We start from the raw sequence: 14,238 nt of genomic DNA, 5'->3' as shown, positions 1-14,238 counted from the left end.
AAAACGACTACCTCCACTGAGGTAGTCGTCTTTTTTATTAATTATTTGAGCCATTGGAACTATTTGAATTTCCTTGGTTTAATGCAGTATTATCACCGGTGCGGCCCACGGAGACAGGCGCGGCGTAAGCGCCGCCGAGGCGCCAGTGCGGCCCGCGCAGCCGGCCCGCGCAGGCGGGCGGAGACGGCCCGCGGAGGCGAGGTCAGGCCTCGGGGGGAGCGGGGAGACGCTCGATCGGCTGGGTGTCGATGAGCAGGTGCGCGTTCGGGTCCAGATCGACGGCCAGGGGGAGGCAGACGCGGAACGTCGCGCCACCGCCGGGGGTGTCGCCGACCTCCACGGTGCCCTGCAGCGACTCGACGATGGAGGCGACGATCGAGAGCCCGAGGCCCGATCCGCCGGTCTCACGCGCGCGGGAGGTGTCGGCGCGCCAGAACCGCTGGAAGATCTGCGCGCGGATCTGCTCGGGGATGCCCTCGCCGTGGTCGATGATCTCGATCCACCCCTGGCGGGTCTCGAGATCGGTGCCGACGCGCAGTTCGATGGGGGAGTCCTCGGGCGAGAACCGCTGGGCATTGCCGAGCAGGTTCGCCACGACCTGGCGGATGCGGTTCTCGTCGCCCATGACGACGGGGGGCATCTGCGGCTCCGGCGGCCGGAACGTCACGGGCAGCGGCGTGATCTCGCCGGTGTCCTCGCCCTCACCGCGCGGTCGGCGGCGCAGGCGCGAGGCCAGGCTGATGGCAGCCGTCGGGACGGAGCCGCGGCGCTTCGGCGAGGTGTCGGCCGGCGCGGGCGCCACGGCGGGCGTCTGCAGCGTCGGGCGCTCCTGCGTCGACGTGTCGATGACGCTGACGCGGCGCTGGGGGGCTGCGGCTCCCACATCCAAGGCGGCGTCGCGGGCGATCGGGCGCAGATCGATCGGCGTGAACACCAGGTCACGGCGCTCGTCGAGCCGCGCGAGGGCCAGCAGATCCTCGACCATCGAGGTCATCCGCATCGCTTCCTTCTCGATGCGTTCCATGGCCTGCGCTGTGGCTTCTGCATCCGGGATCGCACCGATGCGGTACAGCTCCGCGTATCCGCGGACCGTCACGAGCGGAGTGCGCAGCTCGTGGCTGGCGTCGCCGATGAAGCGGCGCATCTGGCGCACGGTCGCGTCGCGCTGGGTGATCGCCGCGTCGACGCGGCCGAGCATCGTGTTGATGGCGCGTTTGAGGCGGCCGACCTCGGTACTGCTCGGCTCGATGTCCGTCATCCGCTGGCTGAAGTCACCGCCCGCGATCTCCTCGGCGGTGCGTTCGACCTGGCCGAGGCTTCGGAAGGTCAACGTGACGACCCACCGCACGAGGAACGCGCTCGCCACCAGGGTGAACAGCCCGAGCAGGGCGTAGATGCCGAGGTAGGTGGCCACGACCCGCTCGGTCTGCGCCGTGGGCACGGCCACCAGCTGCACGAACGACTGGTTGGTCGCGTCGGCCTGGGTCAGCACGTACGTGGCGTGGAAGGTCGTGCCGGGCGTGCCCTCGAGCGTGAAGATCTGCTCCTGCTGCACGTACGCGTTGTCGAAGCGCACCGACTCCGGGTAGGCCGGGGTCACGGTCGAGCGGCCCCCGCCGCCCTGCGCCTGCAGCTCGCCGTTCGAGTCGTAGATCGCGACGAAGTAGTCGGTGTCCGGCGGGTTCTCCTTGGGCGTGAAGACCACCGACCCGTCCTCGACCGTCACGTCGAACAGCGTGTTCGCCACCGGACCCCGCGCCAACTGGATGAGGGTCTGGTCGAGGTTGGCGAGCAGCGTCGTGCGCAGGAACACCATCGTGCCGAGCCCGGCCGCCATCAGCCCGATCACGAGGACGGCGACGGTGACGCCGGTGACCTTCGCGCGCAGGCTGATGCTGCGCCACCAGCGGGTGGCGCCATCGACGTCCGGACTCAGAGCGATCCTCCGGTCAGACGGACTTGCCGGTCTTCAGCATGTAGCCGAAGCCGCGCTTGGTCTGGATGAGCGGCTCCGCGGAGTGCGGGTCGATCTTGCGACGCAGGTACGAGATGTAGCTCTCGACGATGCCGGCGTCGCCGTTGAAGTCGTACTCCCACACGTGATCGAGGATCTGCGCCTTCGACAGCACGCGGTTGGGGTTCAGCATGAGGTAGCGCAGGAGCTTGAACTCGGTCGGGCTCAGCTCGATCTGCGCGTCGCCGACGAAGACGTCGTGGGTGTCCTGGTCCATCGTCAGCTCGCCCGCGCGGATGACCGACTCCTCGTCGGCCTGCATGGTGCGGCGCAGGATGGCCTGGATGCGCGCGACGATCTCGTCGAGCGAGAACGGCTTGGTGACGTAGTCGTCGCCACCGGCGTTCAGACCCGTGATCTTGTCCTCGGTGTCGTCCTTGGCCGTCAGGAAGAGGATGGGGGCGGTGTAGCCGGCTTCCCGGAGCCGCTTGGTCACGCTGAAGCCGTTCATGTCCGGCAGCATGACGTCGAGGACGATGAGGTCGGGCTCCTCCTCGAGGACGGCCGAGATCGTCTGAGCGCCGTTCGAGACGGCACGAACCTGGAAACCGGCGAACTTCAGGCTCGTGATGAGCAGGTCGCGGATGTTCGGTTCGTCGTCGACGACGAGGATACGCGGTGCGGTCATACGCCCATTATGCTGACGGATCCGGTGGGATGGCTGGATGCGGCGGTACGCGCGTCGCGAACGAGCACCGCCCGCATCCGGCTCAGCTGAACGCGGGGGTGGCCCCGTCGAGGCGGTCCGCGTCGAGGATCGTGTAGCTGTATCCCTGCTCCGCGAGGAACCGCTGCCGGTTCTGCGCGAAGTCCTGGTCGACGGTGTCGCGCGCGATGAGCGTGTAGAAGCTCGCGGTGTGGCCGTTCGTCTTGGGGCGCAGCAGACGGCCGAGGCGCTGTGCCTCTTCCTGGCGCGACCCGAACGAGCCGGAGACCTGGATGGCCACCGACGCCTCGGGCAGATCGACCGAGAAGTTGGCGACCTTCGAGACGACCAGCAGCGGCACGGTGCCCTCGCGGAATGCCTGGTACAGCCGCTCGCGTTCGTCGACCGGGGTCGCGCCGGTGATCTTCGGGGCGCCGAGCGAGTCCGAGATGAGGTCGATCTGGTCGAGGTACTGGCCGATCACGAGGATCTGCTCGCCCTCGTGGCGACGGGTCAGGGCGCGCACGACGTCGATCTTGGCGGGCGCGGTGGCGGCCAGCCGGTAGCGCTCCTCATCGGCCGCGGCGGCGTACTCGAGCCGGTCGTCGGGCGGCAGGTCCACCCGGACCTCGTAGCAGGCGGCGGGGGAGATGAAGCCCTGGGCCTCGATCTCCTTCCACGGGGCGTCGAACCTCTTGGGGCCGATGAGGCTGAACACGTCGCCCTCGCGGCCGTCCTCGCGCACGAGCGTCGCGGTGAGGCCGAGGCGCCGGCGGGCCTGCAGGTCGGCGGTGAGCTTGAAGACCGGGGCCGGCAGCAGGTGCACCTCGTCGTAGACCACGAGGCCCCAGTCGAGGGCGTCGAGCAGCGCCAGGTGGGCGTACTCGCCTTTCCTCTTCGCGGTGAGGATCTGGTAGGTCGCGATCGTGACCGGCTTGACCTCCTTCACCTGCCCGGAGTACTCGCCGATCTCCTCGGGGGTGAGCGAGGTGCGCTTGAGCAGCTCGTCGCGCCACTGCCGCGCGCTGACGGCGTTCGTCACCAGGATCAGCGTCGTGGTCTTCGTCTCGGCCATGGCCGCAGCGCCCACGAGGGTCTTGCCGGCACCGCAGGGCAGCACCACGACGCCCGAGCCGCCGTCAGAGAAGATGTCGACGGCCTTGCGCTGGTAGGGGCGCAGCACCCAGCCGTCCTCCTCCAGGTCGATCGGATGCGGGGTGCCCGGCGTGTAGCCGGCGAGGTCCTCGGCGGGCCAGCCGATCTTCAGCAGCTCCTGCTTGATGTGCCCGCGCGCCCACGGGTCGATCACGTAGATGTCGGGCGAGGGGTGCGCGATGAGCAGCGGCTGGATGCGCTTGTTGCGAGCGACCTCGGCCAGCACGGGGGCATCCGAGGACCGCAGCACCAGCGCGTTCTCCTCGTCGCCGACGGGCGCACGCTCGATGACGAGGCGGCCGTAGCGGCCGACGGTCTCGCGGATGTCGGTCGACACCGACGGCGGCACCGGGAACCGCGACCAGCGGTCGAGGGTGGCGAGCATGTCGGCGGCGTCGTGCCCGGCGGCGCGGGCGTTCCACAGGCCGAGCCGCGTGATCCGGTAGGTGTGGATGTGCTCCGGGGCGCGCTCGAGCTCGGCGAAGACCGCGAGCTCGTGACGTGCGCTCTCGGAATCGGGATGGGCGACTTCGAGCAGCACCGTGCGGTCGCTCTGGACGATGAGTGGGCCGTCGGACATGACCGTCGAGTCTACCGTCGTGGGATGCGCGCAGGGCCCGCCGCGGTCACCGCGGGCGCACCGCGGCGATGCTCGTGAGCGGCAGGGTGCGTTCGACGTCGGCCGCGCGGTCGAGGCCGCGCAGTCGCCCGCCGCCCAGCCCCGTGGCCTCGAGGATGAACGTGCGGGTGGTGCCGTCGGGGAGCGACACATCGACCTCCACGACAGACCGGCCGCGCACGGCCTGCTCCAGCTCGCGTTCGAGCCAGGCCGCGTCCGCATCCGGTCCGTGCGTCGACCGCAGGCGTGCGATCAGCGCGGCGTACTGCTGCGTCGGTTCCGTGCTGACGGCCGCGCCGCCCGCCGTGCGTCGGGAGACGCGCTCCACCTGGTCATCGGCATCCACGGCGACGACGGGGTAGCGGGCGTCGACCAGCGACCAGTACACGGTGTCGCGCGACGCACGCGAGACGAGGGTGTCGTCGTGCGCGACGAGGCCGACCGGGCGCAGGGCGTGATCGACGGCGAGCGTCGCCCGGGTCTGGGGGTCGTCGCTGCGCACCACCGTGCGGCCCGCCGCATCCGTCCCCACGCGGATGAGGCCGTGCCGGGCGGCGGTCGTGTCGATCAGGTAGGCGAGGGGCTGCGGGATCCCCGTCAGCGACAGGGTCTCGAGGAACTCGCGGATCGATGCGGCCGTCTCGCCGCCGCTCACCGCGGCGGTGAGCGAGTCGGCGCTGAACCGGTACGTCGAGGCCTGGGCACGCGCCTCGCGCACGGTCATCCGGCGCAGGCGCTGCTCGAGCCGCGGCGCCAGGGGGCCGGGCGAGATCGCCGAGAGGTCGGCCTGCAGGTAGATGCGGTCGACCTCGGGCGGCAGATGCTCGGTGAGCGTCGAGGTGTCGGCCAGGCCGTCGCGCAGGAGCACCGAGGTCCACGGCGGCTGTGTGCCGTCGGCGGTGAGGATGCCCCAGCTCTGGGCGCGCCGGGCCAGGACGGCTGCGCGCGCGGGCCACTCGGCATCCAGCGGATAACGCCCCGCCCACGACGGCACGCGGATGAAGCCGCCGTCCGCGGTGCGCAGCGCCGAGGGGAGCGACCGGATGTAGGCGAGCGCCACCGTGCGCCACCGGTCGGCCGTCGAGGCGTCCAACCATGCCGAGGCGAGATCGGTGGTGACCCACGAGCGGTCGAGGGGGCGCAGCAGGCCGGCGTCCTCACCCAGCGCGAGGATGTCGTCGAGGGCATCGCCGTCGGCGACGGCTCCCTCATCGACCAGGCGCTTGCGCTCGACCGCGCTCACCGCGCCGGCGCCGGTGCGGTGCAGCGGCGCGGACATCGCGGCGACGACGACATCGGCGAGGGATGCGGTGGCCGAGAAGGCGCGTTCTGCGGATGAGGCGGTGCCGGCCGCATCCGCGCTGCCCGTGGCGGGCTCGTCGGCGTCGGAGGCGAATCGGGCGATACCGGATGCGGTGAGGCGCTCGTTGACGGCGCGGTACGGCACGCCGTCCGCGTCGACGAGTGCGAGGGCGTGCAGCGCATCGCGCACCGGCGGTGCCACGGCCGAGGCGTCGGCGTGCACGAGGGCGGCGATCATGGGCGCGGAGAGCCGGGCGAGCGCGCGGTCGATGCTCGGTTCGCTCAGAAGCGCGGCGGCGACGTCGAAGAAGTCGTCGGCGGGAGTGGCGGGCGGCAGCCGCCGGGCGGCGAACAGATCGCAGAGGGCGTCGTCCTCGGACGCGGCGAGCACCGACGCCAGCGCGCGTTCGTCGGAGGGGCCGTCCACCTCAGCGTGCTCGGTTGGCCCGAGCCCTTCGCACGAAGGTCATGATGAGCACCGTCAGCATGAGCGCGAACGCCAGGATCGGTGCGATGTAGGTGACCACGCCCACGAGCGGCCCGATCCCCGTCGTGAAGTCGAACCCCGAGGCCGTGCCGATCATGATGGCCAGGAAGCTGAGGATCGACAGCAGCAGCAGGCCGAGCGACATGAACGCCAGGACGCGATCGACGCGGCGGACCGGAAGGTCGCCGGCGGAGGGGGTGGGCTTGCTCATCCGGCACAGCCTATCGCCTCGGGGCCCGTGCCGTAGGCTGAACGGAGGGATCTTCCGATCCCGGGTTCGATCGTGCCCGGACCCGTCCGGGCACTATGTCAGCAGCGAGGTTTGCATGCCCACCGGCAAGGTCAGGTTCTACGACGAGGAGAAGGGCTTCGGCTTCATCACCACTGATGACGGCGAAGATGTCTTCCTCCACGCCACGGCTCTCCCGCAGGGGACGACGTCCATCAAGCCCGGATCACGGCTGGAATTCGGCGTCGCCGACGGCAAGCGCGGACTGCAGGCGCTGTCGGTGCGGGTGCTCGAGGCCCCGGTGAGCCTCGCGAAGCGCTCCCGTAAGCCCGCCGACGACATGGCGATCATCCTCGAGGACCTCGTGAAGCTCCTCGACGGCATCGGCGGCGACCTGCGTCACGGCCGTTACCCCTCCTCCTCGCAGGCGAAGAAGATCGCCGCCGTGCTGCGCAAGGTCGCTGATGACCTCGACGCCTGACGCGGAGCCCGTCGAGGCCGCATCCGCCGACGAGGTCGCCGAGGCGCCCGAGGTCACCGCCGAGTCTTCGGACGCAGCTGCCGAGCCTTCGGACGCGACGCCCGAGGCCGACGACGCGACGGCCGAGACCGACACCGCCGAGGCGGAGCCGGCCGAGGAGGCCGTGGTCGAGCGTCCCGAGCCCGACCCGCAGCTGATCGCCGCGCACGATCTGGCGTTGTCGGCGCTGCACGAGATCACCCCCGCCTCCACGGTGGGCCCGGCCGCCGGCTACACGGCGGAAGAGGGCGGCGCGGTCTCGCTGCGCTTCGAGAACCGTCTTCCGGGGTACCCCGGCTGGTACTGGACCGTCTCGCTCGCGCGGGTGACGGATGCCGAGCCGACCGTGCTCGAGGTCGAGCTGCTGCCCGGAGACGGTGCGCTCCTGGCCCCCGAATGGGTGCCGTGGGCGACCCGCCTCGCCGAGTACCACGCGCAGCAGGCGGCTCTGGCCGAAGCCGCGGCCGACGACCTCGACGACGACGAGGCCTCGGACGCCGACGACGAGTCGGATGCGGACGAGCACGAAGACGACGAGGACGACGACGAGTTCGAGGAGGCGTCGATCCTTCACTCGGGCGACGTCGACGGCGTCGACATCGACGAGCTCGACGAGTCGTCCGACGAGGACGATGACGCGTCGGACGACTCCGACGAGGACGACGAAGACGACGACGAGTCGGACGAGGACTGAGCGGGCGGGCGCGAGGCCCGCGCCCGCTCAGCTGTTCTCGAGCGTGAAGTCGATGCAGCGGATGAGCTGACGCACGTCCTCGGGATCGATCGAGGTGAACGTCGCGACCCGCAGCTGGTTACGGCCGAGCTTGCGGTAGGGCTCGGTGTCGACGATGCCGTTGGAGCGCAGGCTCGCGGCGAGCGCCGCCGCATCCACGCTCTCGTCGAAGTCGATGGTGACGACCACGGGGGAGCGGTCGGCGGCCGCGGCCACGAACGGCGTCGCGACGGCGGATGCCTCGGCCCAGCTGTAGAGGGCGTTCGACGATTCGCTCGTGCGGGCGTTCGCCCAGGCGAGGCCGCCGTTGTCGAGGATCCAGCGCAGCTGCGCGTCCAGCAGCACGAGCGTCGTGAGTGCAGGCGTGTTCAGCGTCTGCTGCAGCCGCGAGTTGTCGAGCGCGTTCTTGAGGCTCAGGAACTCGGGGATGTAGCGGCCCGACGCCGCGATGCGCTCGATGCGCTCGATCGCCGCGGGGGAGACCGCGGCGAACCACAGGCCGCCGTCGGAGCCCAGGTTCTTCTGCGGGGCGAAGTAGTAGACGTCGGCCTCGGTCACCGCGAAGTCGATGCCGCCGGCGGCACTCGTGGCGTCGATCACGGTGAGCGCGCCGTCATCGCCCTGCACACGCGCGATCTGCGTAGCCACACCCGTGGAGGTCTCGTTGTGCGGCCAGGCGTACACGTCGACGCCGGCGACGGCCTCGGCGCTGGCGCTGGTGCCCGGCTCGGCCTTGCGCACATCCGGGGCCTCGAGCCACGGGGCTGCGGCCGCGGCGGCGAACTTGCCGCCGAACTCGCCGAAGACGAGGTTCTGCGCGCGGCGCTCGATGAGGCCGAAGGCGGCGGCATCCCAGAAGGCCGTCGAGCCGCCGTTGCCGACGATGATCTCGTATCCCTCGGGCAGGCGCAGCAGGTCGGCGAGGCCGGAGCGGACGTCCCGCACCAGGTTCTTCACGGGTGCCTGCCGGTGCGATGTGCCCAGGATCTCGGCGCCCGCGGCCGACAGCGCGGCCAGCTGCTCGGGCCGGATCTTCGACGGGCCGCAACCGAAGCGGCCGTCGGCGGGCAGGATTTCGCGAGGCAGGGCAACGTGGGGCATGGGCATGATTCTAGAGGCGGTGGTCGCGGCCTTCGACCGTGATGTCTCCGCCGCCCGGTAGACTTTTGCTGCCGTCACCGACCTGTCGAGGAGCCCTGTCATGACCGATCTCATCGACACCACCGAGATGTATCTGCGCACGATCCTCGAACTCGAAGAAGAGAACATCATTCCGCTGCGTGCGCGCATCAGCGAGCGACTCGGGCACTCCGGCCCCACGGTGTCGCAGACGATCGGCCGCATGGAGCGCGACGGCCTGGTCGTCGTCTCCGACGACCGCAGCCTCGAGCTGACGATCCCCGGCCGCCAGAAGGCCGTCGACGTGATGCGCAAGCACCGGCTCGCCGAGCGCCTGCTGAGCGATGTCATCGGGCTCGACTGGGCGTACGTCCACGAAGAGGCCTGCCGGTGGGAGCACGTCATGAGCGAGCAGGTCGAGCTGCGCCTGGTCGAACTGCTCGGGCACCCCACCGAATCGCCGTACGGAAACCCCATCCCCGGACTCGACCAGCTGGGCGACGTGCCCTCGTCGCTGTTCACCGAGGGCGTCGTGGGCCTGGTGCGCCGACTGGATGCCGCCGGCGGCACCCCGATCACCGGCACCGTGCGTCGCCTGGCAGAGCCCGCTCAGGTCGATCCCGAGCTGCTGCAGCAGCTGCGCGCTGCAGGCGTCATGCCCGGCGCGAGCGGCTCGTTCCAGTACAGCGAGGGCTACGTTCTCGTGCAGATGGACGGTTTCGACGAGGGCCTGGAGCTGCCGACCGAGGTCGCAGGCCACATCTTCCTCGTCGACGACGCGCGCTGATCACCTCTCCTCCACAGGGGCTTCCGCGGGTCCGGCAATGGTCGGCAACGTGACTTATTCGTTACCTTCGGGTAGCCTCGGGACGTCCGCAGGTGAGAAGCCCACCGATGGATCCCCGCTCGAATTGCCTCTCCGGCTCGTCGTTCGCGCGGGAAACCCGCACATCGTGCCCCGAACACCGAGTGCCGACGAGCCAGCGCTGATCGCGCAGAGGCGACGGAGGATGATTTGGCTGAACACAACGATTCGACGGCACGCACGTCCGATGCGGTCGCGGATCCCGGAACCAGCAGGCGGAGTGTCCGCGAACTGGCCCGCAGCGCGAAAGGCCGTGTCGCCCGAACGACGACGGCTGTCGTCCGCCCGGCGAAGCCCCGCTCCGGCGCCGGGTTCCGCAAGCCCATCCGCAGCGTCGTCATCCTGAGCATGGTCGGCGGTCTCGTCGCCACCGTGGCCCTTCCGGCCTATGCCGCCTTCAACGGCACCTCCGACACCGTCACGATCGAGCAGGTCGCGGCCGACAACGCCCAGTCGCTCGTCGTCGCATCGACGGTCACCTCCACCGAGCTCAACCGTGGCAGCTACGCGGCCACGACCGCAGAAGAAGTCGAGAAGAAGAAGGCCGCCGAGGCCGCCGCCGCCCGCATCGCGGCCGCCGGATCCTCGGCCTCGCTCTCGTCGGCGAACGTGAACCTCTCGATGGTCGCGCCCGGCAGCGGCGCCGTGCGCTGGCCCCTCGACATGTCGACCATCACCGTGGGCCGTGGCTTCGGCGCCGACGGCTACCACCAGGGCGTCGACCTTCTCGGCGCCGCGGGCACCCCCGAGTTCGCCGCCGCCGCCGGCACCGTCCGGGTGGCCGGCTGGTACTACGGCTACGGCTACGCGGTCGTGCTCGACAGCGTGATCAACGGCCAGAGCGTCACCACCCTCTACGGGCACATGACGCAGACCCTCGTGAACCCCGGCGACTACGTCGAGGCGGGCCAGATCATCGGCCTCATGGGCAGCACCGGCTCGTCCACGGCCAACCACCTGCACTTCGAGGTGCGCGTCGGCGGCGGCCTCGTCGACCCCTGGGCCTGGCTGCAGGCCAACGCCGGCTGAGAGCCGCGCGACGCGACATCCCTCGTTCACCCCGACGTGCGCCCCGCGCGTGTCGGGGTGGGCTACCCTGTAGGCGACGCTGTGAGTAGCGGAGGGAAGCCGATGGGCAGCACACCACGCATTCGAACCAGAGATGCGCTCGGCCTGCTCGTCCTTCGGCATCATGTGACCGGAACACGCGGGATTCCCGCGCGTCCAAGGCGCTGTCTGTGAGACAGCGCCTTTTTTCATGCCCTCTTACGCTCTGACGTCGCACGAATCGAATATCCGCGAAGCCTTCCCGGCCATTCGAGAGGACAAGGAATGCGCACACTGGTGTTGAACGCGGGCTACGAGCCGCTCGCCGTGGTCTCCTTCAAGCGGGCCCTGGTGCTCGTCATGAACGAGAAAGCCACGGTCATCGAACGGCTCGACGAGGACCCGGTCTGGGGCACGACGCAGGTCTACGACCGGCCGGCGGTGATCATCCTCACGCGCTACGTGCGCATCCCCGGCGCCCGCAGCGTGCCGGTGACGCGTCGCGGAGTGCTGCGTCGCGACGGGCATCACTGCGCCTACTGCGGCAAGTCGGCCTCGACGATCGACCACGTGCTGCCGCGGTCGCGGGGCGGCAAGGACACCTGGGACAACCTCGTCGCCTGCTGTCTGCGGTGCAACAACGTCAAGGGCGATCGCACGCCGCAGGAGATGTCGTGGACGCTGCGGCTGGTGCCGGACGTGCCGCGGGGGTCGCAGTGGAGCGTGCGCGGCACCGAGCGCGCCGATCCGCAGTGGGAGCCCTACCTCGAACTGGCGGCCTGACCGGCGGATGTCACAGGGTCGTCGGCGAGCGTCGCCGACCAGCGGATGAGGATCCGCTCGAGGGCGGCCGCATCCGCATCCGGCAGGGTGTCGATGAGCCGATGCTCGTTGGCGATGTGCGCGGTGAAGGCCCTGTCGATCAGGCGCACGCCCGCGGGGGTGAGTCCCACCACGCGGCGACGGGCGTCGTCGGCGGCGGTGGAGCGCTGCACGAGCCCGCGTTCCACCAGACGGTCGACCCGCTTGGTCAGGCCCCCGGTGGTGACCATCGTGTGCGCGGCCAGCTCTCCCGCCGAGCGTTCGTGCGGGGGATCGGCGCGGCGGAGGGCGGCGAGTAGGTCGAACTCGGCCTCGCTCAGGTCGAACCGCGCGTAGACCTCGGTGATCTCGTCGGTCAGGGCGAGGGCGATCCGGTGCAGGCGCCCGATGATCCCGAGGGGCGAGGTGTCGAGGTCCGGTCGGGCGCGGCGCCATTCGTCCTGGATGCGCGAGACGTGATCGGGGAGGGGTGAGGAAGCCACGACTCGACTTTACCTTCCGTGGAAGCTAAGTTCTCTTCCGTGGAAGATAAATGGATGAAGTGGGCGCTCGTCACCGCCATCGCGCCGATCGTCTGGGGCAGCACGTATGTCGTGACGCGGCACCTGCTGCCGCCCGACGCCCCGCTCTGGGGCGCGGTCATCCGATGCCTGCCCGCGGGGCTTCTCGTGCTGTTGATCGCCCGCCGTCTCCCGCGCGGCTCCTGGTGGTGGCGGTCGGTCCTGCTGGGCGTGCTGAACGTCGGCGGGTTCTGCGTGCTCGTGTACATCGTCGGGCAGCGCCTGCCGTCGAGCCTCGCGGCGACCCTCATGTCGCTGTCGGCGGCGTTCATGATGCTGGCGGCCTGGGTGCTGCTGCGGCAGCGACCGCGCGTGGCGGCGGCGGTCGGAGCTCTCGTCGGCATCGCCGGCGTCGTGCTGATGCTGGGGGTTGGTGCGGGGCCGGTGGATGTGGGAGGCGTCGTGGCCTCGCTCGGGGCGATGCTCTCGGCATCCATCGGATTCGTGCTGACCTCACGGTGGGGCGCCGACGTGCCGCCGCTGGCGATGACGTCCTGGCAACTGGTGGCGGGATCGATCGTGCTCCTGCCGATCGCGGTCATCGTCGAGGGGGCGCCGCCGGCCCTCGACGCCGGGGCGATGTGGGGCTTCGGCTATGTGATCGTCGTCGGGACCGCCCTCGCGTACGCGGCCTGGTTCACGGGTCTGCATCGTCTGCCGCCCGGGGTCGTGGGGATCATCGGGCTGCTGAACCCCGTGACGGGCGTGCTGCTGGGGGTCTTCCTCGCCGGTGAGGTGTTCGGGCTGCCGCAGGCGCTGGGACTGCTGCTGGTGCTCGGCGGTGTGGTTGTGGGTGTGCTCCCGCCCCGTGGGGGTGGGGGTGGTGGTGCTGGTCGCGGTGGTCGTGGTCGTGGTCGTGGTCGTGGTCGTGGTGCTGGGGTGGGCGCTGGGGCTGGGGCTCGCGGTGGTGGCGGCGCTGGTGGTGGTGCGGCGCGGGCTACGGCGCCCGACTCGGTTCCATAACGCCGCCGAGTGAGCACCTGTTGCGTGAGTGAGTATCCGATCGGGTGCTCGTTCGCGTAATGGATGCTCACTCGATGAAGTGGGTTCCTGCTGCTGTCTTCAGCGCGTCGCCCCGGCGCCTATGTCGCTGTCGGGGCAGGGGCAGGCCGTGATTTGCCCTGGACTGAGGCCGCCGCCTCGCTCGCCCCATCCATTCGCGCCGCTCGCCGCCGAGTGAGCACCTGTTGCGTGAGCGAGTGAGCACCTGTTGCGTGAGTGAGTATCCGATCGGGTGCTCGTTCGCGTAATGGATGCTCACTCGGCAGGGCGAACCGGCGGGGCGACGGCAGGGCGGCGGCGGCGGCACCACCAGCACCACCACCACCACCAGCGGGGGATGTCGTGGGTCGGTCGTATCTTCGAATCTGACATTGAGAAGCTAGAACATACGTTCTAGCCTGTCGGAGTGAAGGTCATCGTGCGAGAAGACGCCGTCGGCGAGGTCCGCCGCCTGCGCGCGCAGCTCGAGCGTGTGCAGGGGCGTCGCATGGACGCCGCTGTCCTTCCCGTGCATTCTGCGCTCGCCGACATCCTGCCGGGCGGGGGGTTGCGCGCGGGCGCTGCCTACACGGTAGCTCCGTCGGCGTCACTGCTGCTCTCGCTCATGGCGCGCCCCTCGCAGGAGGGGTCCTGGTGCGCGGCGGTGGGCATGCCCGAGCTGGGGGCCGAAGCCGCGGCGGGGCTCGGGGTGGCCCTCGAGCGCCTCGTGCTCGTGCCCGAGCCGGGGGCGCGCTGGCTGGGGGTCGTGGCGACGCTCGCCGAGGTCATGCCGGTCGTCGCGGTGCGCCCCACCGGCACGGTGTCGGATGCCGAGGCCTCGCGGTTCATGGCGCGGTTGCGCGATCGGGGCGCGACGCTCATCGTGCAGGGTGTGTGGCCGCAGGCGGAAGCGGCGTTGCAGGTGACGGGTGCCCGCTGGTCGGGGCTGGGCGAGGGGCACGGCTATCTGTCGTCGCGCGAGGTCACGGTGTCGGTGCAGTCGCGGCGCTCGCCGGTGCCCCGACGGGCCCGCATGCTGCTGCCCGATCCGATGGGCGCGCTCTCGGCGGTTCCCGCCGCCCTCGCCGAAGAGCAGCTGCCGGTGCACCGGCCGTTGCGGGCGGTGGGCTGACGTGCCG

At 70.5% G+C, this 14,238-nt stretch carries 14 protein-coding genes; 7 read left to right on the top strand and 7 right to left on the bottom strand.

The window, feature by feature from the left end; all coding sequences use genetic code 11:
* Nucleotides 1-202 precede the first annotated feature (202 nt).
* The 5 genes from AB0N73_RS12350 to AB0N73_RS12330 all read right to left on the bottom strand — a co-directional run bounded on the left by AB0N73_RS12350 (nucleotide 203) and on the right by AB0N73_RS12330 (nucleotide 6,434).
* Complete coding sequence (locus tag AB0N73_RS12350) at nucleotides 203-1,816, bottom strand: HAMP domain-containing sensor histidine kinase (RefSeq protein ID WP_363563857.1); 1,614 nt, start codon at nucleotides 1,814-1,816, stop codon at nucleotides 203-205.
* 133 nt (nucleotides 1,817-1,949) lie between these two features.
* The gene (locus AB0N73_RS12345; RefSeq protein ID WP_363563853.1) at nucleotides 1,950-2,642 is read right to left on the bottom strand and encodes a response regulator transcription factor; all 693 of its coding nucleotides are present in this window, start codon (nucleotides 2,640-2,642) and stop codon (nucleotides 1,950-1,952) included.
* 82 nt (nucleotides 2,643-2,724) lie between these two features.
* Nucleotides 2,725-4,395, bottom strand: a complete 1,671-nt coding sequence (locus AB0N73_RS12340) for a DNA repair helicase XPB (RefSeq protein WP_363563851.1) — start codon at nucleotides 4,393-4,395, stop codon at nucleotides 2,725-2,727.
* Between the two features lie 46 nt (nucleotides 4,396-4,441).
* A complete protein-coding gene (locus tag AB0N73_RS12335) occupies nucleotides 4,442-6,163 on the bottom strand; it encodes a helicase-associated domain-containing protein (RefSeq protein WP_363563849.1) in 1,722 nt (573 codons plus the stop codon).
* A 1-nt stretch (nucleotide 6,164) separates the two neighbouring features.
* A complete protein-coding gene (locus AB0N73_RS12330; RefSeq protein WP_363563847.1) occupies nucleotides 6,165-6,434 on the bottom strand; it encodes a multidrug ABC transporter ATPase in 270 nt (89 codons plus the stop codon).
* Nucleotides 6,435-6,549: 115 nt separating this feature from the next.
* On the opposite strand from AB0N73_RS12330, the gene AB0N73_RS12325 reads away from it, so the two are divergent.
* A complete protein-coding gene (locus tag AB0N73_RS12325; RefSeq protein WP_363563845.1) occupies nucleotides 6,550-6,933 on the top strand; it encodes a cold shock domain-containing protein in 384 nt (127 codons plus the stop codon).
* Nucleotides 6,917-7,666, top strand: a complete 750-nt coding sequence (locus tag AB0N73_RS12320; protein ID WP_363563843.1) for a DUF3027 domain-containing protein — start codon at nucleotides 6,917-6,919, stop codon at nucleotides 7,664-7,666. The genes AB0N73_RS12325 and AB0N73_RS12320 overlap by 17 nt, the downstream gene beginning before the upstream one ends.
* 27 nt (nucleotides 7,667-7,693) lie before the next feature.
* Here AB0N73_RS12320 and serC read toward each other — a convergent pair whose 3' ends face one another.
* A complete protein-coding gene (gene serC / locus AB0N73_RS12315) occupies nucleotides 7,694-8,806 on the bottom strand; it encodes a phosphoserine transaminase (RefSeq protein ID WP_363563841.1) in 1,113 nt (370 codons plus the stop codon).
* Between the two features lie 100 nt (nucleotides 8,807-8,906).
* Between serC and AB0N73_RS12310 the strand changes: the two genes are divergently transcribed.
* The 3 genes from AB0N73_RS12310 (at nucleotide 8,907) to AB0N73_RS12300 (ending at nucleotide 11,519) form a co-directional block, all read left to right on the top strand.
* Entirely contained in the window at nucleotides 8,907-9,611 is a 705-nt protein-coding gene (locus AB0N73_RS12310; RefSeq protein WP_363563839.1) for an iron dependent repressor, metal binding and dimerization domain protein, read from the top strand.
* Nucleotides 9,612-9,839: 228 nt separating this feature from the next.
* A complete protein-coding gene (locus AB0N73_RS12305; protein ID WP_363563837.1) occupies nucleotides 9,840-10,718 on the top strand; it encodes a M23 family metallopeptidase in 879 nt (292 codons plus the stop codon).
* Between the two features lie 303 nt (nucleotides 10,719-11,021).
* On the top strand, nucleotides 11,022-11,519 hold the full coding sequence (locus tag AB0N73_RS12300) for an HNH endonuclease (RefSeq protein WP_363563835.1): 498 nt from the start codon (nucleotides 11,022-11,024) through the stop codon (nucleotides 11,517-11,519).
* Here AB0N73_RS12300 and AB0N73_RS12295 read toward each other — a convergent pair.
* Complete coding sequence (locus AB0N73_RS12295) at nucleotides 11,498-12,040, bottom strand: MarR family transcriptional regulator (protein ID WP_363563833.1); 543 nt, start codon at nucleotides 12,038-12,040, stop codon at nucleotides 11,498-11,500. The two genes, AB0N73_RS12300 and AB0N73_RS12295, sit on opposite strands and share 22 nt — an antisense overlap.
* 54 nt (nucleotides 12,041-12,094) lie before the next feature.
* Here AB0N73_RS12295 and AB0N73_RS12290 point away from each other — a divergent pair, with 54 nt between their 5' ends.
* Together AB0N73_RS12290 and AB0N73_RS12285 are read left to right on the top strand one after the other, a co-directional pair.
* Nucleotides 12,095-13,081 carry an EamA family transporter gene (locus tag AB0N73_RS12290; protein ID WP_363563831.1) on the top strand — a complete coding sequence of 329 codons (987 nt, stop codon included), beginning with the start codon at nucleotides 12,095-12,097 and terminating at the stop codon, nucleotides 13,079-13,081.
* A gap of 445 nt (nucleotides 13,082-13,526) precedes the next feature.
* A complete protein-coding gene (locus AB0N73_RS12285; RefSeq protein WP_363563829.1) occupies nucleotides 13,527-14,231 on the top strand; it encodes a hypothetical protein in 705 nt (234 codons plus the stop codon).
* Nucleotides 14,232-14,238: the final 7 nt, after the last annotated feature.

This window comes from Microbacterium sp. NPDC089189 (genome assembly GCF_040685095.1).
GTDB lineage: Bacteria > Actinomycetota > Actinomycetes > Actinomycetales > Microbacteriaceae > Microbacterium.
Note: the sequence above shows the minus strand (reverse complement) of the source record. Positions and strands in the feature narration are given on the sequence as shown.

Excerpts from the sequence above, each read along its gene's own strand:
- AB0N73_RS12350 (WP_363563857.1), bottom strand. The coding sequence starts at position 1,816 with ATGGTGTTCCTGCGCACGACGCTGCTCGCCAACCTCGACCAGACCCTC.
- AB0N73_RS12310 (WP_363563839.1), top strand. The coding sequence starts at position 8,907 with ATGACCGATCTCATCGACACCACCGAGATGTATCTGCGCACGATCCTC.
- AB0N73_RS12290 (WP_363563831.1), top strand. The coding sequence starts at position 12,095 with ATGAAGTGGGCGCTCGTCACCGCCATCGCGCCGATCGTCTGGGGCAGC.
- AB0N73_RS12325 (WP_363563845.1), top strand. The coding sequence starts at position 6,550 with ATGCCCACCGGCAAGGTCAGGTTCTACGACGAGGAGAAGGGCTTCGGC.
- AB0N73_RS12320 (WP_363563843.1), top strand. The coding sequence starts at position 6,917 with ATGACCTCGACGCCTGACGCGGAGCCCGTCGAGGCCGCATCCGCCGAC.
- AB0N73_RS12330 (WP_363563847.1), bottom strand. The coding sequence starts at position 6,434 with ATGAGCAAGCCCACCCCCTCCGCCGGCGACCTTCCGGTCCGCCGCGTC.
- AB0N73_RS12345 (WP_363563853.1), bottom strand. The coding sequence starts at position 2,642 with ATGACCGCACCGCGTATCCTCGTCGTCGACGACGAACCGAACATCCGC.
- AB0N73_RS12300 (WP_363563835.1), top strand. The coding sequence starts at position 11,022 with ATGCGCACACTGGTGTTGAACGCGGGCTACGAGCCGCTCGCCGTGGTC.
- AB0N73_RS12340 (WP_363563851.1), bottom strand. The coding sequence starts at position 4,395 with ATGTCCGACGGCCCACTCATCGTCCAGAGCGACCGCACGGTGCTGCTC.
- serC (WP_363563841.1), bottom strand. The coding sequence starts at position 8,806 with ATGCCCCACGTTGCCCTGCCTCGCGAAATCCTGCCCGCCGACGGCCGC.